Consider the following 24,247-nt stretch of genomic DNA (forward strand, 5'->3'; position numbering starts at 1 on the left):
CATAAAGCAGGTCGCATGAACTCCTCCACCCCCACACCGCACACCGCCTCCGAGGTAACTGTTTCCTCCCTGCTCGCCGGCGCGGCGGTGCCGGATCTGCAACCCGACGCCTCCTGCGGGCTGATCCATGTGACGCCGCAGGTTGGCGTCGACGTACTCCTATGGCGCGCGCACTTCCCGCGACCGCTGACCATGAGCGTGCGCGACGACTGGGACCGGGTGCATTTCTCCTGCGCGCTGCAGGGACGCTGCCGCTTCGCGATGCGCGAACGCGGCGGCGAGATCGAGCGCGTGCTGGAGGAAAACACCAGCTGCATCAACTACACCCCGGGCTGCAGCAGCAAGTCGTCCTATGCGGGGAGTTTCGAGCAGGTCACCGTCTCGGTACGCCCGGATCTGCTGGCCGACTGGATGCCGGAACTGGGCGGATCGCTGCGGCGGGACCTGGCTGCCATGCACTGCTGCAACATGCAGCGCTGTGGCGCCGAAATGCAGACCACGGCGCACGCCCTGAGCCAGGCCCTGCAGGCGGCGTCTGCCCAACCGGACCTGCGGCCCACCGCGTCCCCGCTGTGGTTGCTGGGCCAGGCACTGGTGCTGGTAAGCCTGTCCGTCGAGGCCCACTGCGAACAGACGCCTTCGCAGCAGCAAACGCTGCGTCCGGCCCTCCACAAGAAGCTGTTGCGCGCGCGCGACCTGTTGCTGGCGGATCTGAGCAAGGCGCCCACGATCACCGCACTGGCGCGCGAAACCGGCCTCAGCGTGGCGGCGCTCAAGCGCGGTTTCCGGCAGCTGTTCGACCACAGCATCTACGGGCTCTTCCAGCAGGAGCGGATGCACATGGCGCGCCAGCGTCTATGCAGCGGGCATACCCCGGTCACCGTGGTGGCGGCCGACCTGGGCTACACCAATGCGAGCCATTTCACGGCCGCCTTCCGCAAGCAGTTTGGCGTCAATCCTTGCGCCTTCAAGCACCAGCGCTGAGACATCGCCAGCTCCGGTCGGCTGATCGACGGCTGCGCTGCCGCCCCCCGCAAGCCGAACCTGCCCCAACGCCCCGTCCTGACCGGATACGGGCCGAGAAAAACCCGATCCGGGCGGCAGTGCAACTACGAATACTTATCATTTACCGCTCACCAGGGCGTCGCAACGCCCTGCCTCGGCGGCCGCGCAACGATCGCCGGGCTCGTGCGCACCGTCGCGCTCCTGACACAAGCGGTCCGGCGTGGCGTGCCGCTTCCTGCCGATTGCCCGCTACTCCCTCCAAAGGCGTTGCATGACTCAGTTTGTCGACACCCGGGACTGGCCTCTGGTCGCGCTACATATGCCGGAACATGTCCCCGACGCGCAGGCCGATGCGCTCCTGGCACAGCTCCAGGCCGTCTATGCGCGTGCCGAACCGTACGTACTGCTGATGCAGGGCGCGCAACTGCCGCGCCAGTCGGCGCAGTTCATGGCCGCCTACACCCGCTGGAGCCGGGACAGCTTTGCGCTGCAGCAGCGCTATTGCCTGGGCGCGGTGCGTGTGGTGGAAGACCCCGCCATGCGTGACGAGTACTCGCGCCAGGCCGATGGCTGGAACGCATCCGGGCAGGCCGCGTATCCCTACCGGATCGTCGCCACACACACCGAAGCCCTTGCGCAGGCCGGCGTCTGGCTTGCGGCCGCGCAAGCCACCGGCACGGTCCCAGCGGAACCGGCACAGCAAGCATGAGCACTCGGCAGCCGCCATGTCCCCACCGCAGGCGGCCGCTTCTCCCGGGTACCGGCGTGCGTCATGTCGGCATGCAACGATCCACAGGAGCTCGCCCGTGACATCTGACACCGAACTGGATCTCCCGAGCGAGGACCGCGCGGGCACCGCCGCGTCAGAGGCCAATCCGCCGCAGGCCGAGCAGACCTTGCGTGCCGAGCTCGCGGCGGACCTGGGCATCGCGGCCGCACACCTGGACGAGCACGCCAGCCTGATCCAGCTGGGCATGGACTCCATGCACCTGATGGTCTGGTTGAACCGGCTGCGCCAACGCGGCCACAGGGTGACGCTCAGGGAGCTGTATGCCGAGCCCAGCCTGGCCGGCTGGAGCCGCCTGTTGCGGCGCCGGACCACTGACGTTTCCGCGCTGCCCGCCACGCCACCGGCCTGGCCGTGCATGCACGACGGCGAGGCCTTCGAACTGACGCCGGTGCAGCATGCCTATCTGGTCGGCCGTTCCCCTGGACAGACGCTAGGCGGGGTCGGCTGCCACCTCTACCAGGAGTTCGATGGCGCCGGTCTTTCCAGCCGGGCGCTGGAATCGGCGGTGCAGGCGCTGATCCAGCGCCATCCGATGCTGCGCGTGCGTTTTCGCAGCGATGGGCTCCAGCAATTCGATGCGCAATCCCGATGGCCCGGTCTGACCATCCACGACCTGCGTGCGACGGACGCTGCGACGCGCGACGCCGCCTTGCTGGATCTACGCGAACGCCTCGGGCACCGCGTGCTGGCCGTCGAGCGTGGCGAAACCATCGACTTCCAGCTGTCGCTGTTGCCCGACGGCTGCCACCGGCTGCACGTCAGTATCGATCTGCTGGTGCTCGACGCCGCCAGCTTCACCCTGGTGTTCGAGGAACTGGCTGCGCTGTTGCGCGGCGACACGCTGCCGGCGGCCGACCCGGGCTACGACTTCCGCAGCTATCTGGCCCAACTCGGCCAGGAAACGGGCGCTGCGCGCGAACGTGCGCGGCGCCACTGGCTGGACCGGCTGGATACCCTGCCGCGCGCGCCGGCACTGCCGCTGGCCTGCGAACCGGAGCGGATCGTCCAGGTGCGTATCCAGCGGCGCCGCGCCGACCTGACTGCTGCCGACTGGAAGCGCTTCAAGACACATGCCGGCGCCAGCGGCGTGACCCCCACCATGGCGCTGGCCACCTGCTTCGGTGCCGTGCTGGCGCGCTGGAGCAGCCAGCCGCGCCTGCTGCTCAACCTCACCCTGTTCGACCGCCAGCCGCTGCACCCGTGTGTCGAACGCATGCTCGCCGATTTCACCAATGTGTTGCTGCTGGACCTGTGCTGCGAAGGCGCTGCCTTCGACACGCTCGCGCAACGCAATCAGGACAGTTTCGTCGATGCCTACGAACACCGCCACTGGTCCGGCGTGGAAGTGTTGCGCGAGTTGCGCAAGCAGCAGCGCCATCCCCACGGGGCACCGGTGGTCTTCACCAGCAACCTGGGCCGGCCGCTCTATGGCCACGATACGGGCCCGGTGCTGGGCCAACCCGGCTGGGGCATCTCGCAGACGCCGCAGGTCTGGATCGACCATCTGGCGTTCGAGCACGACTCGGCGCTGTGCCTGCAATGGGACAGCAACCCGGCGCTGTTTCCCGAGGGCCTGATCGACACCTTGTTCGACGCCTACATCGCCCAGGTCCGCCGCCTGGTCGACGATGCGGACGCCTGGCGCACGCAGCTGCCGGACCCGATGCCGGCCAGGCAGCGCCAGCTGCGTGCGCGCATCAACGACACCGCGCGACCGGTCCCGCGGGGGCTGCTGCACCAGGGCTTTCTCGCCGCCGCCGAGCGCAGCCCGCAGGCGGTCGCGCTCATCCACGGCACCCGCTCGCTGAGCTATGCCGCACTGGCCGAGCAGGCACGGGGTTGCGCCGGGGCGCTCGTCGCCCGCGGCGTGCGCCCCGGCGACACGGTCGCCATCGTCATGTCCAAGGGCATCGGGCAGGTGGTCGCGGCGCTGGGTGTGCTGTTTGCCGGTGCGGTCTACGTGCCCGTGGCGCTCGACCAGCCGGCAGAACGTCGCCGCAAGATCCTGCGCGACGCGGGTGTGGCCGCGGTGCTGACTTGCCGCGACGACGCACCGCCCGGCGCCACACAGGACGCCGGCGCCGATGCCACCGATCCGCCGATGGTGTGCTGGCAGGACACGACCGGGCATGCGCCCATGCCCGCTGCCATCGCCGTGGACCCGCGAGCGCCCGCCTACGTCATCTACACCTCCGGCTCGACCGGCACGCCGAAGGGCGTGACCATCGCGCATCGCGCCGCGCTCAATACCTGCGCCGACCTCAACCAGCGCTACCGGCTCGGGGCCGGTGACCGCGTGCTGGCGCTGTCGGCGCTGCACTTCGATCTCTCGGTGTTCGACATCTTCGGCCTGCTGGCGGCCGGCGGCGCGCTGGTGCTGATCGACGAAGCCCAGCGACGGGATCCGGCAGCGTGGTGCGAGATCATCGACACCCACGGCGTCACCGTCTGGAACAGCGTGCCGGCGCTGTTCGACATGCTGCTGACCTACAGTGAGGGCCTGACGTTGCGCGCGCCCGCCCGATTACGCCTGGCGCTGCTCTCCGGCGACTGGATCGGGCTCGATCTGCCGCAGCGGTATCGGGCGTTTCGCCCCGACGGACAGTTCGTCGCGATGGGCGGCGCCACCGAAGCGGCGATCTGGTCGAACGTTTGCGAGGTGCGGGACGTGCCGCCGCAGTGGCGCTCGATTCCCTACGGAGCCCCGCTGGCCAACCAGCGCTACCGGGTCGTCGACGATCAGGGCCGCGACTGCCCCGACTGGGTACCCGGCGAACTGTGGATCGGCGGCGAAGGCGTCGCGCTGGGCTATTTCAACGATCCCGAACGTACCGCCCGGCAATTCGTCGCCGCGGCCGATGGCCGCTGGTACCGCACGGGCGACATGGGCTGCTATTGGCCAGACGGCACCCTGGAATTCCTCGGCCGCCGCGACACCCAGGTCAAGATCGGTGGCCACCGCATCGAACTGGGCGAAATCGAGACCGCCTTGCAGCGCATCGACGGGGTGCGCCACGCCGTGGCGCTGGCGGTGGGCGAGCGCGACAAATCGCTGGTCGCCTTCATCGTGACTCAGGGCGATGCGCTGCATGGCCTGCACCATGCCGACCCTGCACTGCCCGCCGACTATGCCGCCCTGTTCACGCCGGTCGCCGCCGAGGACACGCGCGAGCCCGATGTCGAGTGCCTGGTCGCCGACTTTCTGCTCGAGCATCTGCGCCGGCAGGGGCTGGACTTTGCCGCACCGATCGAGGTCGACACGCTCATCCGCCGGCAGGCCATTGCGCCGCGCTGGCGTAGCCTGCTGCAGCGCTGGCTGGACCTGCTGGTCCGCCAGCAGCGCCTCGACCACGCTCCGCAAGGGCGGGGCTACGTTCGCGGGCTGCGCCACCATCAGGCGCCATGGCAACCTGCGAGCGGCGACCCGCTCGGCGCAACCGCCGACGCGCTGCTCGCCCACCATGACGCCCTGGCGCTGATCCTGCGCGACCAGCGGCCGGCGCTCACCCTGCTCGACCATCCGTTCTGGGCACCCGAACGGTTACTGCTGCAGAGCCGTGGCACGGCCGCCGCGATCGACGCGCTGGCCGCTGCGCTAACCGAACTGTCGCAGGCGCTGCGCCGCCCGGTGCGCGTGGTCGAGATCGGGGCACGCAGCGGCCTGGCCGCCGAGCGGCTGCTGCGCCGCCTGGGCGCGGACCAGTTCAGCTATACCGCGCTGGATGCCTCGCAGGACATGGTACTGCGCGCGGTGGGCCGGCTCGGCGCCTTCCCCCATGCGCGCGTACGGCGCTGGGACCGCAACGCGCAGGCGGAACTGGCCCACCGCGCCGATCTGGTGCTGTCCTGCAATGCCCTGCATCGGCTTGGCGACGACGCACTGGACGCCCTTGTCGCACTGGCGGCGCCGTCCGCGCTGATCCATGTGCTGGAATTGCGCAGCGCCTCCTGCCTGGCCCTGGTCAGCACCGAGCTGTTGGCGCAGGACGGGGAGCCGCTCGGCAGCCGGTTGCGCGACGCCGCAGGCTGGCAAGCGGTACTGCAGACACGCGGCCTGGGCTGCGAACGGACCGATCTGGCAGGCGATCAGCAACGCCTGCTGCTGCGTGCACCCGCACAGGTCCGCCAACCCGATCCGCGCAAGCTCTCCACGGCAATGGCAGCGCAATTACCCGCCTACATGGTGCCGCAACGACTGGTGTTCCTGGATGCGATGCCGCTGACCGCCAACGGCAAGGTCGACCACCAGGCCTTGCGTCTCCTATGTCAGCCGACCAGGGACCCCGACGCCGTACCAGAATCTCCCTGCGGCGATGCCGAGATCGCCGTCGCCGCGGCCTGGCACACGCTGCTGCAGCCGCCGGCGCTGCACCGGCATAGCCACTTCTTCCAACTCGGCGGCGACAGCCTGCTGGCAACCCGTCTGATCGGCGCGCTGGACCATGCCGGCTTCGACGCCCGCCTAGGCGATCTGTTCGATTACCCCACGCTGGCGGCCTTCGCCGCCACGCTGCGGCCGCATGGCGATCGCAGTGCCGAGGTGCTGCGGGCCGACCCGGCCGCGCGGCATGCACCGTTCGCGCTCACCGAGGTGCAGCAGGCCTATCTGGTAGGGCGCCAGCCCGGTTTCCCGCTCGGCGGCGTCGGCGCGCACTTCTTCGTCGAATTCGAGGTCGCGGCGCTGGACGTGGCGCGCTTCGAGGCCGCCTGGAACCGCCTGATCGCCCGCCACGACATGCTGCGCGCGGTGGTGCGCGAGGGCCGGCAGCAGGTGCTGGTCGAGGTGCCGGTGTTTGCGCTGCGGCGCCATCGTCTGCCCCGTTTCGACCACGCCGAGGCCAGCGCGCTGCGCGAGCGGTTGTCCCGACAGGTGCTCGATCCGGCGCACTGGCCCGTGTTCGACGTGCAGGCGGCCGAGGACGGCTGCGGCGCCAGCCGGGTGTTCGTCTGCCTCGATAATCTGATGCTGGACGGGCTGAGCATGCAGATCCTGCTGGCCGAGCTGGAGCAGCTCTACGCCGACCCCGAGCGCCCCTTGCCGGCGCTGGAGATCGGTTTCCGCGACTACCTGGCCCACGTCGCCGGCCAGGCGCCCAGCGCGGCCTCGCTGGCCTACTGGCAGCGGCGGCTGGACGACTTGCCGGCCGCGCCGCAGTTGCCGCTGCGCCGCGCTCCGGCCGACATCGGTGTGCCGCGCTTCGTGCGCCGGTCCGACCGCCTCACGGCAGGCGAATGGACTGCGCTCAAGGCCTGCGCCAACCAGGCCGGGCTGACGCCGTCGGCGCTGTTGCTGTCCGCCTACGCCGCGGTGCTGTCGGCGTGGAGCGCGCACCGCGAGCTGTGCGTGAACCTCACGCTGTTCGACCGGCGTGCGCTGCACCCGCAGATCGAGAGCGTGCTGGGCGACTTCACCTCGCTGCTGCTGTTGGCCTGGCAGCCCGCCGCGGACTGGGGCGCCAGCGCGCAACGGCTGCAGCAGCGGCTACGGCAGGACTTGGTGCATCGCGATGTCTCGGCCATCCGCGTCATGCGCGAACTGGCGCAACGGCGCGGCCAGTCGGCGGCGGCCATGCCGGTGGTGTTCACCAGCGCGATTGGTTTTGCCGGCGACCGTTTCCTGGCGCAGGCCGCGGCGCTGAAACCGCGCTGGGGCATCTCGCAGACGCCGCAAGTCTGGCTGGACCATCAGGTCTACGAATCCGAAGGCGAACTGCGCTTCAACTGGGACGCGGTGGAAGCGTTGTTCGACCCGGCGCAGTTGTCTGCCATGTTCCGGCAGTACGCGGCGCTGCTGCGCCGCCTTGCCGGCGATCCGGCCGCCTGGGATCTGCCGCTCGACACGCTGGTGCCTCCGGCGCAGGGCCACGCGCGGCCACGCGTGGCCGCTGCGCCGGTCGCTTCGGCGGCGACCGCACTCGTCCCGCCCGAACCGCAGCAGGTCGATACGGCGCTGGTGGACGCGCTACGCGCGCAGTTCCGACGCGCCACCGAGCTGCCGATCACGGCCCGACAGAGCTTCTTCGAGGCTGGCGCCTCTTCGTTGCAGCTGGTGCAGTTGCACATCCAGCTGCGCCAGGCGGGGTACCACGACCTGGCGGTCACCGACCTGTTCGCGCATGCCACACCGTGCGCGCTGGCGCTGCATCTGGGCGGGTTGACCACGGCCTCCACCGCGACAAAGCCGTTGCCGGAGCCGGGTCGGCGAACCCTGCTGGATCAGCGCAAGGCACGCGCGCAGCATCGTCGGGGGGAGGCGTGATCGTCCGCTACGTTACGCCTTGGTGTTACTACCTGCATCAGGGCATGCTCACCGCCCTGGTCATGCAGGGCGTGGTCGGCTATTACCGCCACGCCGGCCTGGATCTTGCGCAGCTGAGCTGGCTGTCGCTGGCCATGCTGCCTTGGGTCGGCAAGTTCCTGTGGGCGCCCTGGTGCGAGCGGCACGCGCGGCCCCTGCTGGGCAACCGCTTTCTCGGCAGTCTGGTGCTGCTGCAGCTCGGCATGGCCGCGCTGCTGGCCGGCATCGCGCTGATCGACCCCACCCTGGCCGATCCCACCCGCTCCACCGGCGTAGTGGTGTGCGCGCTGATGCTGCTGACCTTGCTGTCGGCCAGCCACGGCATCTACGCCAACGGCATCGTCATCTGCACCACAGACGCACGCAGCCGCCCGTTCGCCAATGCTGCGCAGGTCGGCGGTAGCTACCTGGGCATTCCGCTGGGGGTGTTCGGCTTCCTGGCGGTGGCGCAGCACGCCGGCTGGACAGCCGGCTTCCTGTGCATGGCGGCATTGTCGCTGCTGCTGCTGATTCCGGTGTTGCTGGTGCGCCAGCCGGTTCCGCACAACGCATTGCCTGCACAGCCCCGGTTCGATCCTTCCAGCCTGCGTCGACTGTGGCCGGCGCTGGCGCTGACTGCGATCTACTACCTGGCCATGCGCGGTCTGATGGCGCTGCAGACCGTGCTGCTGGTGGACCAGGGGCTGAGTCTGGTCGCGCTGGGCCAGGCGATCGCGCTGTTCAGCACCGCCGCCAGCGGCCTGGGCGTGGTGCTGGGCGGCTGGTTCGCGCGGCACGTGGGCGCGACGCGCGGCCTGCTGCCGGTGATGCTGCTGCATGCCGTGCTGGCCTGCGCGATCGCGCTGGGTTATTCGCGTTTCGGGCTGAGCGCCTGGCTGGCGGTGTTCGCGCTGGTCAACACCGCCGCCGCGATCGGCTTTGTGATGCTCTACAACGTACTGATGGGCCTGGTGCGTCCGCACCAGCCAGCCTCCGATTACGCGCTGTTCCAGTCGGTGGACATGGCCGTCGCCCTGGCCGCCTCCATGACCACCCTGCGCATCGCGCACCACGTCGGCTACCAGACCGCACTGAGCCTTCTCGCCGCAGTCGCCGTGCTGTGCCTATGGCCCGCCAGCCAGCTGCGCCACCGTCTCTCCCGCAGCGTCCCTGCGGAGTCGGCATCCCCCCTCGACACCCGCTTGAGTCCCCGCAATGGATGACGCCTCGCCCCGCACCGCGCCCCCCGACTTCCAGGCCCTGGTGACCCAGCATTACCCCGGCTGCGATCCGGTCGCGCTGATCGGCCACGCCGGCCGCTTCGCCGAGACCCCCGACAACGAGGCGCTCTGGCACAAGCTGGTGAACGGACAAGCCTGCAGCAGCCACTTCTCTCGGCAGCAACTGCTCGACGCCGGACTGCCGGCGTCCACCATCGATGCGCCCAACTTCGTCGGCGTCGGCAGTGTGGTCCCCGATGCCGACGCCTTCGATGCCGACCTGTTCGGCTACTCGCGCCAGGAAGCCGAATCGATCGACCCGCAGCAGCGGCTGTTCCTGCAGATCGTCTGGCACGCCCTGGAACACGCCGGCTACGCCCCCCGCGAGGTCCCCCACAAGACCGGGGTGTTCGGCTCCGCCCGGGTCAGTACCTACCCCGGCAGGGAGCCGCTGCACATTGCCGAGGTGGCCCAGGTCAAGGGCCTGCAATCGCTGATGGGCAACGACAAGGATTACGTGGCCACGCGCGCGGCCTACAAGTTGAACCTGCACGGCCCGGCAATCTCCGTGCAGACCGCCTGTTCCAGCTCCCTGGTTGCGGTGCACATGGCTTGTGAGAGCCTGCGCGCCGGCGAATGCGACATGGCGGTGGCCGGCGGGGTGGCGGTGTCCTTCCCCCAGCAGGCCGGCTATCTGCATCAGCCGGGCATGATCTTCTCTCCGGATGGGCTGTGCCGGCCGTTCGATGCGCAGGCCCAAGGCACGTTCGGCGGCAACGGGGCCGGCGCGGTGGTGTTGCGCCGCCTGGCCGACGCGCTGCGCGACGGCGACCCGATCGTCGCGGTCGTGCTCGGTAGCGCCATCAACAACGACGGCGGGCGCAAGGTCGGCTACACCGCGCCCTCGGTCGCCGGCCAGAGCGAGGTGATCCGCGAGGCGATGACGCTGGCAGGCGTGGATAGCTGGCGGGTCGGCCTGATCGAGGCGCACGGCACCGCCACCCCGCTGGGCGATCCGATCGAAGTGGAGGCGCTGCGGTCGGTGTTCCACCGGCGCGACGACGGCCCGGCATGCGCGCTCGGCTCGATCAAGAGCAACCTGGGCCATCTGGACACCGCGGCCGGCATCGCCAGCCTGCTCAAGGCGGTGCTGGCGGTGGAGCGCGCGATCATTCCGCCGTGCCTGCATTTTTCCAGCCCCAATCCGGCGCTACGGCTGCAGGACAGCCCCTTCCACGTCCCAACGCAGGCCGAGCCTTGGGACGCGCCGATCCGCTGCGCCGGGGTCTCCTCGTTCGGCATCGGTGGCACCAATTGCCACCTGATCGTCGCCTCCTTGCCCGAGCAATTGCGCGCAGCCGCGACCGCAGCCGGCCCGGATAGCTGCGCCGATGCCATCCACCCCGGCACCCTGCTGCTCAGCGCCGCCAGCGAAGCCGCATTGCGGCGCCTGGCCGGCGCCTATGCGCAGGCGCTGGACCACTCGCAGCCGGCCGATCTGGCCCACACCGCTCTGCACGGGCGGCCGTTGCAGCTCGGCTTCCGGCTGGCCACGCCGCTCTCCGAGGAAACCGCCGCCGCGCTGGCGGCCTGCGCGGCAGGCGAAGACGACGTACTGCTGCACCGTGGCGACGGCGAGCCCGGCAAGCAGGCCTGGCTGTTCACCGGTCAGGGTTCGCACTGGCCCGGAATGGGTCAGGCGCTGTACCGGCACTCGCCCGCCTTCGCGGCCTGCCTGGACCGCTGTCTGGCGGCCTCGGAGACCGCCGCTCAGCCGCTCACGCCCTCGTTGCGCGAGGCCTTGTTGGGCGAGCACCACGAGTTGCTGGAGCGCACCGACTACGCGCAGCCGGCAATCGTGGCCTTCGAACTGGCGATGGCCGCGCATTGGGAGTCCCTGGGGCTGCAGCCGGACCTGGTGCTGGGCCATTCGGTGGGCGAGTTCGCCGCCGCGGTGGTCGCCGGCCACTACCCGGCCGATGCGGTGATGCGCCTGGTCTGCCTGCGCGGCGCGCTGATGCAGCGCTGCAGCGGCGGCGGCATGCTGTCGGCCTTTGCCGACCACGCCACCCTGCTGCCGCTCGCCGCGCCGCTCGGCCTGGAACTGGCAGCCTGCAACGGCGATCGCCATCTGGTGTTCTCCGGCGAGCGCGAGATCATCGATGCGTTCGCCGCGGTGCTGGATGCACGCGAGATCCGCTGCAACCGGCTGTCGGTCGCCGGCGCGGCGCACTCCCGGCAGCTCGATCCCATCCTGGACGACTTCCAGCGCGCGGCGGCCAGCCTGCGCGCCGCACCCGGCCGCCTGCCGCTGATCTCCACGCTGACCGGCGAGGTCATCGACGCGCACGGACTTGACGCACCCGACTACTGGCGCCGCCACCTGCGCGAGCCGGTGCGTTTCATCCAGGCCCTGCGCACCGCGCTCGCGCAGGGTGCGGATGTTTTCCTGGAACTGGGCCCGGACGCCCCCCTGACCGGCATCGGTACCCGCGAACTGGCGGACGCGGCGACCTGGATCGCCAGCGCCCGCCGCCATCACTGCGCGCCGACCCAGTTGCACCACGCCTTGCTGCAGCTGTACGCAGCCGGGGTCGAGCTGCCCTGGCAATCGCTGCTGCCGACACCGGGGCGCAGGATCCACGCACCACTGTACCCGTTCGACACCGAACGCTACTGGCGCGAGGCCGAGCCTGCATCCACGCCTCAGGCGCAGCCCGGTGCCGGCGCACTGGAGGCCGGCCGGCGCGTCGCCGTGCAGGCCGCCGCGGAACTCGACCTGCCGCGTCTGCGTGCGCTGTACGCCTGCGTGACCAAGCTGCACGCCATCGACGTCGATGCGATGGTGCGGCGCTGCGTCGGCGCGCGCATCGCGCAGGGCGTCAGCGTGCTGGAGGTGCTGCGCGGCGGGCGACTGCTGCCTCGCCATCGCCAGCTGCTCAGGCGTCTGCTCGATGCCTGCGTCGAGGACGGCTACTACCGCCGCGAAGACGACCGCTACCTCGCCGCGGCCGCGCTTCCGCAGGAGCCGCGCGCGGCGCTGATCGAGGCGCTGCGCGCCTGCTGCGAAGGCCTGGATGTGATCGCCGACACCGTCGCCCGTGCCGGCGAGCAGTTGTACGCGATGATGTGCGGGCGGGTGGAGCCGGTCTCGATCATCTTCCCCGAAGGCGCCTCCAGCGGCGTCGAAGTGCTCTACCAGGACTTCAGCTTCGGGCGCTACTTCAACCAGATCGCGGCCGGCACCGTGGCCGGCCTGATGCAGGAGCGCCAGGCACGGCATCGCCAGCACCTGCCCTACCGCATTCTGGAGGTCGGCGGCGGCACCGGCGGCACCACCGCCTGGCTGCTGCCCGAGCTGGCCGACCAGCCCGCCCTGCACTACGACTTCACCGACGTCTCGGCGCTGTTCACCCGGCGCGCCGAGCGCAAGTTTGCCCAGTACGGCTTTGTGGCGTACCGCGAACTGGATCTGCAGCAGGATGCGCAGGCGCAGGGCTTCGACGCCGCCGGCTACGACCTGATCGTGGCCGCCAACGTGATTCATGCCACCCAGCACGTCGGGCGCACGCTCGCCAACCTGTACCCGCTGCTGAAGCCGGGAGGCCGGCTGCTGCTGCGCGAGATCACCCGGCCGATGCGGCTGTTCGATTTCGTCTTCGGCCCGCTGGTCGCACCGTTGCACGACGCCGCAGCCCGCGGCGGCGAACTGTTTCTCAGTACCGCGCGCTGGAAGCAGCACTGCCTGGCGGCCGGCTTCGAGAGCGTCGACTGGCTGCCCGACGATGGCACTCCGGCCGCGGACATCAGCGAGCACATCCTGCTCGCAACCGCGCCGGGACAGGCGCCTGCAATCGCACTGCCCTGGCAGTCGGACGCAGGCGACGGCATCCTCGGCCACGCGCTCACCGACGACGGCTGCTATCTGGCCGACTGGTCGGACTGCGCCGGTCAGGAGGCGCGCTGGCAGGAGCGCGTCCACGCTGCGTGCGCTGAACTGGCGCGTCGCCACGGCAGCGGCCAGGCGCTGGTTCCGGCCGCCACGCCGACAGTGCCCGAGCGGCTGGGGCTGGTGCGGCTGCGCTGGCAGGCGGCCCCGTTCGCTGCGCCGCAAGTTGGCATCGAAGCCGGCGACATCCGGGACCGATGGCGTTTCGCGCTGTCCTCCACATTCCCCGCACCGGGCCTGCCGGCGCCGCTGCCGGCTCCGGCCACCCATTACGCATGGCAGTGGTCCGCCGCTGCGGCATCTACCGCCACGTTGCAGGAATTCGCCCTGTGCGACGCCCCCCCGGAAACTGTCGCGGCGCTGCAGGCGGCGGGCATCCGGTTTGCGCCGCAGGCGCCCTGGAACCTGTTGGTACTGGACAGCGGCGACCAGGATGTGCTGTCGGTCGTCAACCCGCTGCTAGCCGCGCTGGCAAGCGACCAACCGCTGGTGGTGGTCACCCGCTCCGCCTGGAAGATCGGTGCCGACGAACGTGTCGACCCGGTGCAGCATGCGGCCTGGGGGTTGTTGCGGGTGGCCGCCACCGAACAGCCCGGACGTGCGCTTGCGGTGGTGGATCTGGGTGCCCGGACCGGCTGGGCTGAGCTGCTGCCGGCACTCGCCGTCGCGGCGGCGGGCCGGCACTGGATCGCGGTGCGCGACAAGCGCGTGCTGCTGCCGCAGTTGCTCGCCCAGCCCCACGCCGCACCCGCGCTGCCGTCGGCAGGCCTGGCGGACGAAGGCTGGCACGTGGTGACCGGTGCCTTCGGCGGCCTGGGACGGCTCAGCGTGCAATGGCTCGCCCAGCATGGCGCACGCCATATCGCGTTGCTGGCGCCCCGCGCGCATGCGGACTGGGCGGACTTCCAGCACCTGCTGAGCGAACGGCATGGCTGCCGGCTGCATTGGCTGCCCTGCGACGTCGGCGACCCGGCGCAGCTCGGCCAGGCACTGGAAGAACTGCAGGCGGACGGCGGTATCGCCGGGGTCATCCATGCGGCCGGCATGCTCCACGACGCCCCGCTGGCCTCGCTGGACCGGACGGGGATGGCACCGGTGCTGGCGGTGAAGGCGCAGGCGGCCCGCCTGTTGCACACCTGGCTGCAGGCAAACCGCGGACGCTACTTGCTGCTGTATTCATCCGCCGCCGCCGCGCTGGGTGCCGCCGGCCAGGCCGCGCATGCACTCGCCAGCGCCTACCTGGACGGTCTGGCCCTTGCGCAGGACCAGAGCGGCCTACCCCAGGTCGTCTCCATCGCCTGGGGCGCCTGGGGCGAAACAGGCCGCGCCACCGATCCTGCCCTGCAGGAGCAACTCGCGGCCGGCGGCATGGGACTGCTGACAAGCGCCGAAGGCCTGTGGCATCTGGATCAGGCGGTGATGCGCGCGGCGCCGTACCGGCTGGCCATGCGTGTGCTGACCGAGCGGCTGGATCCCCAGCGTCGCGCCCTGCTGATGCCGGCCACCGGCGCCACTCCATCTGACCCCGCCGCCGCCCCGGCCACCCGCCACGCCACATTCGAACAGGCCACGCCGGCCCCGACCGACCTCCACGACGCCGAGGCGGTGAGCGCCTGGCTGAGCCAGCGCATCGCCACGCAACTGCGGCTGGATGACCCCGGCCGGCTCTCGCCTGGGCGCGACCTGCTGCAGCTGGGGCTCGATTCGCTGCTGTTCCTGGAGCTCAGCAGCGACATCCAGCGCCAGCTCGGTGTGCACCTGGACGCCGAACGCGCCTATCGCGACCTCAGCGTGGCTGGGCTGACCCGATTGATCGCCGCGCTGGCCGGCGAACCTGCCGCCGGCACGCCGGCCGCGCAGGCCCAGACCAACCTGGAGCATGACGCGCCGGGCCGCCACCAGCCATTCCCCCTGACCGCGATCCAGCACGCCTACTGGCTTGGCCGCACCGATCTGATCGACTACGGCGGCGTGGCCTGCCACGTGCTGTTCGAATGGGACCTGCGCCACGACGCCTTCGACCTGGCGCGCCTGGAGCAGGCATGGAACGCGCTGGTGCAGCGCCACGACATGCTGCGCATGGTGGTGGATGCCGACGGCCAGCAACGCATCCTCGCTCAGGTGCCGGTCTACCGGATCGAGCGCCACGATCTGCGTGCGCTCTCCGCCCAGCAGCGACAGCAGGCGCTCGAAGACACCCGCCAGGAGATGTCCTACCGCGTACCGCCCACCGATCGTTGGCCCATGTTCGAACTGGCCGCCAGCGAACTGGATGGTCGCCACTACCGGCTGCACATGAATCTGGACCTGCTGATGTTCGACGTGCAGAGCTTCAAGGTCATGCTGGACGACCTCGCCCGTGCCTACCGTGGCGAAGCGCTGGCGCCACTACCGGTCACCTTCCGCGACTACGTGCTGGCCGAGCAGGCCCACCGTCGGCAGGACAGCTGGCAAGCTTCCTGGCAGTACTGGCAAGGCGTGCTCGCCGACCTCCCGCCCGCCCCGCGCCTGCCGCTGGCGGCCGCCCCCCCGCCGACCCAGCCGCGCTTCACCACCCATCAGGCCCGGCTGGACGCGACCACCTGGGCCGCGCTCAAGCGGGAATGGCAGAGCTGGGGGGTGACGCCGTCGGCGGCGCTGCTGACGCTGTTCGCCCACACCCTGGAGCGCTGGTCGCGGCAACCGGACTTCACGCTCAACCTCACCTTCTTTGATCGCCGGCCGATCCACCCGCAGATCCGCGAGCTGATCGGCGACTTCACCTCGGTGCTTCTGGTGGACTTCGACCTCGCTCGCCCGGTATCGCTGCGCACGTCGATCGAACGCACACAGCAGCGGCTGTGGAAACGCCTCGCGCATAGCCAGGTCAATGGCGTGGACCTGCTGCGCGAACTCGGCAAGGGCCGCGGCCGCCAACGCCAGCCGCTGATGCCGGTGGTATTTACCAGCATGCTCGGCATGTCGCTGGACGGGCTGGCGATCGACCAGGCCCTGACCGGGCTGCTGGGCGATCCGGTGCATGTGTTCACGCAGACTCCGCAGGTCTGGCTGGATCACCAGGTCATGGAGATCGACGGCGACCTGGTGTGCAGTTGGTACTGCATGGACGAGGTGCTCGAAGCCGGTGCGGCCCAGGCCATGTTCGAGGACTACCGTGCCGTGCTGGGGGCGGTAGCGGCCCGGCCGGAGTTGATGCAGCAGGCCGGATTGATGCAGCTGCTGGAAGACGGCAGCCTGGCCGCGTTCGCGCGCGCGCCCTGGCCTGCACTGGTGCACGATGCCGAGCTGGACCTGCGCGATCTCGAAGATGCACTGCGCGAACGCGGCGATGTCGCGCAGGCCGAGGCCGTGCCAGCGTCGGAGGGCGACGGGCTGGACGTGCGACTGGTCGCCGCCGACCGCGACTGCCTGCCGCCCGGGCAGGCGCCCTGCGATCCAGGCCTGCTGGCGCCGCTCGACGCCGCACAGCAGGGCGAACTCGATGCCGCCTGGAGCTGGCTGGAAGCGCGCGCGCAGCGCGGCATCGCCGCCACGCTGCGGGGCCATGGGCTGTTCGAACGGCCCGGGCAACGGCACCGTCTGGACGACGTCCACACCCGGCTGCACGCGCTGCCCCAATACCGTGGCCTGCTACGGCAATGGCTGAAGCTGCTGTGCGCACGCGGCTGGCTGCGCCAGGACGGCGACGCCTTCGTCTGCGACCGCGCCCTGGCCGATCCTCCCGATCAGACGCAGGCGCTGCCGGACGCGCCGTGGTGCCGCAGCATCGCCTACTATCTGGACAGCTGCATCGACCAGCATGCCGCGCTGCTCACCGGCACCCGCTCGCCGCTGGAACTGCTGTTCTCCGATGGCGATGCGGTCACCCACGCGCTGTACATCGACAATCCCGCCTCGCGTTGCCTCAACGGGCATGCCGCGCAGGTGGCAGGAGCGCTGAGCGCGGGACGTTCGGACCTGCACGTATTGGAAGTCGGCGCGGGCATCGGCTCGACCACCCGGCAACTGCTGCCGGCGCTGAAAGGCCGGCTCGCGCTCTACCGCTTCACCGACGTCTCCACGCTGTTCCTCGACGATGCACGCCGGTTGTTCGCCGAGACGGCCCAGGTCGATTACGCCCTGCTCGACATCAACCGCCCGTTCGACTTCGACGCGCACCCCGCGCAGGGCTACGACCTGATCTTCGCCGGGCAGGTACTGCACGATGCCGGCCATGTGGTGCGCACGCTGCGCCGCCTCGGCATGCTGCTCAGACCGGGCGGCAGGTTGATGCTGACCGAGGCCACCGAACGCGACAGCGCCTTGCAGATGGCCAGCGTCGGCTTCATTGAGGGCCTGGTCGGCTATCAGGACGCGCGCGTGCTCGACGACAAGCCGATGCTCGACCTGCCGATGTGGCGCGACGCCCTGGAGCAGGCCGGCTTCGGGGTGGAGGTGGCGTGGCCGGACCAGGCCTGTTCACCGCTGCGCCAGCACCTAATCGTCGCCCGCGCCGAGCGCGTCGGCCGGCTCGACCTCGACGCTGTCGCCAGCGGCCTGCAGACCCGCTTCGGTGCGCGACTTCCCGCCCTGCGGCTGCGCCAGTGCGAACGCCTCGGCAACGACGCCGAACCGGCGCCGGTCCCCGTGCCATCCGGCACCGGCGCTGCGCAACCCGCCGGCATGGAGGGCGGCGACGCAGCGGACCGGGCCGCGCTGGAACGGCAGGTCGCCCTGCTCTGGCAAGAGCTGCTGGCCCGGCCGATCCAGCGCGACAGCGATTTCTTCCAGTGCGGCGGCGACAGCCTGATCGCCACCCGCATGATCGCCAGGCTGCATCGGCAAGGCCTGCGCGGCGCCAGCCTGCAAAGCGTGTTCGCCCACCCGGTGCTGGCCGCGTTCTGTGCGCTGCTCGAACCGCCGCGCGAGGCCGCCAGCCACACCGCCCCCATCGCGCTGGCGCGGGGCCGCCGCCCCGGTTGCATCTTCGCGTTGCACGCCTCCGATGGCGAGCTCGGCGCCTATCTGCCGCTGGCCCGGCATCTGGACACCGAGGTGCTCGGCCTGCAGGCCCCGGAGGTCGTCACCGCCGCAAGCCTGAACGCGCTGGCCGCAGACTACGTCGCCGCAATCCAGCGCAAACAGCCGCAGGGGCCTTACAGCTTGATCGGCTGGTCCTACGGCGCCTTCGTCGCCGCCGAAACCGCGCGTCAGCTCCATCAGGCCGGTGCCACGGTGGAGCTGGCGCTGATCGATCCGGTCTGCCGCGCCGACTTCGCCTTCTCCGATCGCACCGCGCTACTGCGCTTGATCGCCAACGGCCGGGTGCAGGTGCCGCTGCCGGACGACCTGGAACAATTGAACCCCGACCAGCAGCTCGCCTGCTTTGCGCGCAATGCCGCCGCGGCCGGCCTGCTGCCCGCCGAGCCCGATCCGGCCCAGGCACGCGTCTGGATCGATCGGCTTGCCCGCTTGCTGGAGATGCTGGCCCGGCATCCGGCGCCCGACCCGTTGCCCATCCCCTGCCTGTGGCTGAGCGCCAGCCGGCGACCGACGCACTGGACACCCGCCGAGCACGACTGGGCGCGTGTGGCGCCGCACGCGCAGCGCCACACGCTGCAGGCCGATCACTGGCAACTGCTGCTGGACGACGCCGCCGCCCGGCACGTCGCCGGCCTGATCCGCCAGTGGCAGCAGCACCACCCTCACCTGCTCGAGCAGACCGCATGAACGCCTCTTCCCCCAAGACCCGGCGGGTGCTGATCGTCGGCGCCAAGTTCGGCGAGATGTACCTCAATGCCTTCCTGCAGGACCCGCCCGGCCTGGAGCTGGCGGGCCTGCTGGCGACCGGCAGTGGGCGCGCCCAGCAGTTGGCGCATGCGTTCGGGATTCCGCTGTACACCGCTATCGAACAACTCCCGGACAACATCGACATCGCCTGCGTGGTGGTGCGTTCGACCGTGGTCGGCGGCACCGGAACGGCCCTGGCCGAAGCTTTCCTGCGGCGCGGGATGCAGGTGGTTCAGGAACACCCCATGCATCCGGACGAAGCCGAGCGTCTGCAGGCGCTGGCGCAGGCACAGGGCTGTGCCTACTGGATCAACGGCTACTACGCACACACGCCTGCCGGCGCGTGCTGGATCGATCGGGCGCGCCGTGTGCGCCAGCTGCTGGACGGCGAGACCGCGCAGTTCGCCCAGCTGACCACCAGCCGGCAACTGCTCTATTCCGCGCTGGATCTGCTGCTGCAGGCCTGCGATATCCCCGACACCGCTGAAACCGTCACGGTGGACGCCACCGCCGAGGAGGATGCGGCCTTCCGCCTGTTGCGGCTGACCCTGGGCGGCTGCCGGGCGGCACTGCGCCTGCAGACCTATCTGGACCCCCGGGATCCCGATCTGCACAGCCTGACCATGCACCAGCTCACGCTGGGCTGGCCGTCCGGCTACCTGTCGCTGGAAGCCAGCCATGGGCCGGTTCTGTGGACATCGGCGCTGTACGACCCGCATCACCACGACACCGACCGGAGCCTGTACCGAGGCGCGCGGGACCCTGCCAACGACCCGTTCGCTCGCCCCAGCACGCAGTTGCTGCATCCAGCACCGCCGGACTGGCGGCACGCCTTCGAGGTCGACGGTCCCTCCGGCGTGGGTCGGGTGCTGCAGCTGTTGGGCCAACATCTGGATGGCGCCCCGGTGCCGTCCGCGTTCAGGCCCGAGTACCAATTGACCCTGGCCCGCCTGTGGCAACAGACGCTGCGCTGCGCCGGCCCGGCGCACGAACGCAGCCTGCCTGCGCCGCGCCTGCTCGACCCGCGCGAACTGGCCACCCTGCTCCATTTCGCGCAGACCACGACGCCATGACGCAGGGCGACATGCTGCGCACCCTGGTGACCGCGTCGGACCCGGCGCTGCACGTAGTGCTATGCCCGTTTGCCGGTGGCAGCGGTGCCGCCTTCCGCAGCTGGCACGGCATCGACAACGGCAGATTGAGCGTGTCCCTGGCGATCTATCCCGGCCGCGACCACCGTCGCCACGAGCCCTGCAGGACGGACATCGAAACACTGGCCACCGAACTGGTCGCAGCGCTCGCGGAGGCCGGCATCGCTGCGGATCGGGCCGTACTCGCCGGCCACAGCATGGGCGCGCAGGTGGCATTCGAGGCCTGCGCGCTGCTGGAGCGCCGCGGCGACTTCCCGGCCGGCCTGGCACTGTCCGCTTGCCACGCGCCCCACCTGCGTGGACGCCGGCTGCTCAGCCACCTGGACGACCACGCCTTCCTGACGCAGTTGGTCGCCATCGGCGGCTGCAGCGCCGAACTGCTGGCCGAGTCCGCGCTGCTGGCGCTGTTCCTGCCGATGCTGCGCGCCGACTTCCGCGCCACCGAACGCTACCAGCGTCCCGCGCCATCGGGCCGGCAACGCCTGCGCACGCCCGCCCTGCTGATCCACGGCAGCAACGACGCCGAAGCCCACCACAGCGAGGTGGCGGCATGGACGCGGTGGCTGTGCGACGCCGAAGGCCCGGTCGGCATCGCCGGCGACCATTTCTACGCAACCCGGCGGCCACGCGCCTTCCTCAGCCATCTGGCGCGCCGTTTCGCTTTCCACTCCATCGGCATTCCACGTCAGGTGAGCTCATGAACGCACTCAGCAGCACCACGCTTGCAGACGCCGCGCCGGCCTGCGGCCACCCCGACCAGCCGCCCACGCTGGGCGACTGCCTGCGCCAGTGGGCCCGCCTACATGCCTCGCGCACCGCATTGGTGGACGAGGACATGCGGATCTCGTTCGCCGACCTCGACCGCCGCGTGGATCGGCTGGCGGCGGGCCTGCAGGCGCTGGGACTGCGCAGCGGCGACCGCGCGATGCTGCAGCTGCCCAACGGCACCGGATTTGTCACGGTCTGTTTCGCGCTGTTGCGTCTGGGCGTCATTCCAGTGCTGGCGATGCCGACCCAGCGCGCGCACGACATCGACGCGCTGTGCCGCCTGGCCGAGCCGGCGGCGTATTTCATCCCCGACCAGCTCGGCGGTTTTGATTACCGGCCGCTGGCCGCGCAGATGATGCATGCGCATCCCTGCCTGCGCGCGCTGGTTGTCGATGGCGCGCCCGATCCGCAGGTCTCCAGCAGCTACGCGCTCGCCTCCCTGGATGGCGAGCCAGGGCAATGGCCGGCTCCTGCGCCCGGCGATATCGCCTTGCTCCTGCTATCCGGCGGCACCACCGGCGTGCCGAAGCTGATTCCGCGCACCCATCGCGACTACGCCTACAACTTCACCGCCTCGGCCGAACTGTGCGGGCTGGACGAAACCACGGTGTATCTGGCGGTGCTGCCGATCGCCCACAACTTCACCCTGGCCTGTCCAGGCATCCTCGGCACACTTGCACACGGCGGGACCGTGGTGCTGTCGCGTACCGCCAGCTGCGACGAGGTCATGCCGCTGATCGCACACGAGCGCATCACCCATGTGGCGCTGGTGCCGCAGCTGGCGCAGCTGTGGGTGCAGGCACGCGACTGGGAGGACAGCGACCTGTCCAGCCTGCGCCTGGTCCAGATCGGCGGCTCGCGGCTGGAACCGGCGCTGGCACGTCGCGTGCCGGACGCGTTGGGCCCGCTGCAGCAGGTGTTCGGCATGGCCGAAGGGCTGCTCTGCTACACCCGGCTCGACGATCCGGCAGCCACCATCCTGCATACCCAGGGGCGGCCGTTGTCGCCGCAAGACCAGATCCGCATCGTCGACGAACACGAGCGGCAGGTGCCGCCCGGCGAGGTCGGGCAACTGCTCACCCGCGGCCCCTATACCATCGGCAGCTACTACCGCTCCGCCGAACAGCACGCGGCCAGCTTCACCCACGATGGCTATTACCGCACCGGCGATCTGGTGCGCCAGGACCCGGCCGGCAACCTGGTCGTCGAAGGTCGCATCAAGGAGCAGATCCAGCGCGGCGGCGAGAAGATCTCCACCGCCGAAGTGGAGCTGGCGCTCGGCCAGCTTCCCGGCGTGGGCGAGGCGGTGGTGGTCGGCGTGCCCGACGCCCTGCTGGGCGAGCGGATCTGCGCCTTCGTGCAGCCGAGCGACGGCGGCATCGACACGACCGGCCTGCGCCAGGCCCTGCGCGCGCGGGGCCTGAGCGCCTTCAAGCTGCCCGACCAGGCAGAAACCATCGCGCATTGGCCGCTGACCCCGGTGGGCAAGATCGACAAGCAGCGGCTGATCGCGATCGCCCAGGAGCGGCGTGCCGGTGCATCCGAAACCTCCCCGCCGCCTGCCGCACACTATGCGGAACGCCGCATCGACGTGGTCACCCCGCCGCTGGAGTTGGCGGTCGGACTGGCCGCCAGCCTGCAGTCGCGGCGCTACACACTGTATGAGCGTGGCGAGGAATGGAGCCTGGGCATGGATTCGGCCCTGGATGTCGTGATCGACCCGGACGGTACGGTGCGCCGCAGCGACACCGGGGTCTGCACGGCGTCCTCGCCGTGTGAGGGCGTGGCCAAGGCCCTCTCGGACATTCCGTTCGAAGGCTGGCGCGCCTATGGCCGCGCCGATTTCGAACTGGCCCATCTGATCCATGGCCCCGGCGGCATCCAGGGCAGCGGCCCGTTGCTCACCCTGTCCATTCCACGCTGCGAAATCCGCCTGCGCCCGGGGCATGCCGTGCTGCGTGCGCTGGATCGCGCCGATCTGACCGCGCTCAAGGCGCTTGTGGCCGCCTGCGATGCCGGGTGCGCGGCGCAGATCGGGCCCCCCATCCGAATCGCCTGCGACCCGGCCCACGCGCCCGTGGGCGACGGGCACGCTTACAAACAGCGGGTCGCCGCCGCCGTCGCCGAGATCCACGCGCATGCCTATCAGAAGGTCATCCTGTCGCGAACCGTCGAAGCGCCGGCCGGCCTCGACATGCTGGCCAGCTATCTTGCGGGACGCCGCGCCAACACCCCGGCGCGCTCCTTCCTGCTGCACGACGACGACTTCCAGGCGTATGGCTTCAGCCCCGAAACGGTGGTGGAGATCGACGCGCTGGGTCGAATCTCCACCCAGCCGCTGGCTGGCACGCGCGCGCTGTGCGGCGATCCCGCCGCCGATGAACGGCTGCGCGGCGAACTGCTTGCCGACCCCAAGGAAATCGCCGAACACGCAGTCTCGGTGAAGCTCGCATTGCAGGAAATGGCCGATATCTGTCGCCCCGATTCGCTGGGCGTCAGCGAGTTCATGGAGGTGTCCCGCCGAGGCAGCGTGCAACACCTCGCCTCGCGCGTAACCGGCCAGCTGGCGCCGGACCGCGATGCCTGGAGCGCCTTCGCCGCGCTGTTCCCGGCGGTAACCGCTTCCGGCATCCCCAAGCGCGAGGCGCTGGACAGCATCCGACGCCACGAACCGGCACCACGCGGGCTCTATAGCGGCTGCGTCCTGCTGGTCGACAGCGACGGCACGATGGACGCCGCGCTGGTCCTGCGTGCGGTCTTCCGACGCGGGGAGCGCTGCTGGCTGCAGGCTGGCGCCGGCCTGGTGCCCTCCTCCACATCAGAGCGGGAATGGACCGAAACCTGCGAAAAACTGGCGTCGGTATCCAGCCATCTGCGGCGCGGCAGCTTCCCGACCGAGGGCGTGGACGAGTCACCCAATGCCGCGCCCAGCATCGATCACCAGGAGCAGCCATGACGGACAACCTCGCAACATCCCAGCACGACTACACCCGGTCGGCCGAGTGGTAAGACATCCTGTCCGAACGGCATCGGAAGGCGCGCCATGCGTCGGTGGTCGATGCCTTGCGCCGCCCGTCTCGACGCGGACGTCGTACTGGACACCGGCACCGGCACCGGCATGGCACTCAAGCTCATCGCAGATGCCCTGCTGCCAGCCGATCTGCGGGCCGTGGAATCTTCCGCATCGATGCGCATGGGGGCTGATGGCGCGCGTGCTCCGTTCGTGCCTGCGGCTCCTCGACCGCAGGGCGCATGCAGGGACATCATCGGGATCTCCTGGCTGGATGGATCGGAGCCGACGCGGCGGCTGTGGCGGCG

8 protein-coding genes are annotated in these 24,247 nt (G+C 70.4%); all 8 read left to right on the top strand.

What is annotated here, in order from left to right:
- Positions 1-15 precede the first annotated feature (15 nt).
- The 8 genes from FHT09_RS09820 (at position 16) to FHT09_RS20405 (ending at position 23,885) form a co-directional block, all read left to right on the top strand.
- Positions 16-984, top strand: coding sequence for an AraC family transcriptional regulator (locus FHT09_RS09820; protein WP_104607309.1), 969 nt, complete (start codon positions 16-18; stop codon positions 982-984).
- A gap of 292 nt (positions 985-1,276) precedes the next feature.
- On the top strand, positions 1,277-1,714 hold the full coding sequence (locus FHT09_RS09825) for a hypothetical protein (RefSeq protein ID WP_104607308.1): 438 nt from the start codon (positions 1,277-1,279) through the stop codon (positions 1,712-1,714).
- A 97-nt stretch (positions 1,715-1,811) separates the two neighbouring features.
- Complete coding sequence (locus FHT09_RS09830; RefSeq protein WP_219842999.1) at positions 1,812-8,054, top strand: non-ribosomal peptide synthetase; 6,243 nt, start codon at positions 1,812-1,814, stop codon at positions 8,052-8,054.
- A 44-nt stretch (positions 8,055-8,098) separates the two neighbouring features.
- The gene (locus FHT09_RS09835; RefSeq protein ID WP_219842998.1) at positions 8,099-9,295 is read left to right on the top strand and encodes an MFS transporter; all 1,197 of its coding nucleotides are present in this window, start codon (positions 8,099-8,101) and stop codon (positions 9,293-9,295) included.
- Entirely contained in the window at positions 9,288-18,950 is a 9,663-nt protein-coding gene (locus FHT09_RS09840) for a type I polyketide synthase (RefSeq protein WP_184416932.1), read from the top strand. The genes FHT09_RS09835 and FHT09_RS09840 overlap by 8 nt, the downstream gene beginning before the upstream one ends.
- Positions 18,947-20,083 (top strand): Gfo/Idh/MocA family oxidoreductase, encoded by a 1,137-nt coding sequence (locus FHT09_RS09845; RefSeq protein WP_104607033.1) that lies wholly within the window; start codon positions 18,947-18,949, stop codon positions 20,081-20,083. The genes FHT09_RS09840 and FHT09_RS09845 overlap by 4 nt, the downstream gene beginning before the upstream one ends.
- An 11-nt stretch (positions 20,084-20,094) precedes the next feature.
- Positions 20,095-20,862: a thioesterase domain-containing protein gene (locus FHT09_RS09850; RefSeq protein WP_258077261.1), complete on the top strand. Its 768-nt coding sequence runs from the start codon at positions 20,095-20,097 to the stop codon at positions 20,860-20,862.
- A complete protein-coding gene (locus FHT09_RS20405) occupies positions 20,859-23,885 on the top strand; it encodes a salicylate synthase (protein ID WP_184416934.1) in 3,027 nt (1,008 codons plus the stop codon). Before FHT09_RS09850 ends, FHT09_RS20405 begins: the two co-directional genes overlap by 4 nt.
- Positions 23,886-24,247 lie beyond the last annotated feature (362 nt).

Source organism: Xanthomonas sp. CFBP 8152 (assembly GCF_014199025.1).
Lineage (GTDB): Bacteria > Pseudomonadota > Gammaproteobacteria > Xanthomonadales > Xanthomonadaceae > Xanthomonas > Xanthomonas arboricola_B.

What these genes read in the sequence shown, in the direction of transcription:
- FHT09_RS09820 (WP_104607309.1), top strand. Translation starts at nt 16, where the DNA reads ATGAACTCCTCCACCCCCACACCGCACACCGCCTCCGAGGTAACTGTT.
- FHT09_RS09825 (WP_104607308.1), top strand. Translation starts at nt 1,277, where the DNA reads ATGACTCAGTTTGTCGACACCCGGGACTGGCCTCTGGTCGCGCTACAT.
- FHT09_RS09835 (WP_219842998.1), top strand. Translation starts at nt 8,099, where the DNA reads ATGCTCACCGCCCTGGTCATGCAGGGCGTGGTCGGCTATTACCGCCAC.
- FHT09_RS09840 (WP_184416932.1), top strand. Translation starts at nt 9,288, where the DNA reads ATGGATGACGCCTCGCCCCGCACCGCGCCCCCCGACTTCCAGGCCCTG.
- FHT09_RS09845 (WP_104607033.1), top strand. Translation starts at nt 18,947, where the DNA reads ATGAACGCCTCTTCCCCCAAGACCCGGCGGGTGCTGATCGTCGGCGCC.
- FHT09_RS09850 (WP_258077261.1), top strand. Translation starts at nt 20,095, where the DNA reads ATGCTGCGCACCCTGGTGACCGCGTCGGACCCGGCGCTGCACGTAGTG.
- FHT09_RS20405 (WP_184416934.1), top strand. Translation starts at nt 20,859, where the DNA reads ATGAACGCACTCAGCAGCACCACGCTTGCAGACGCCGCGCCGGCCTGC.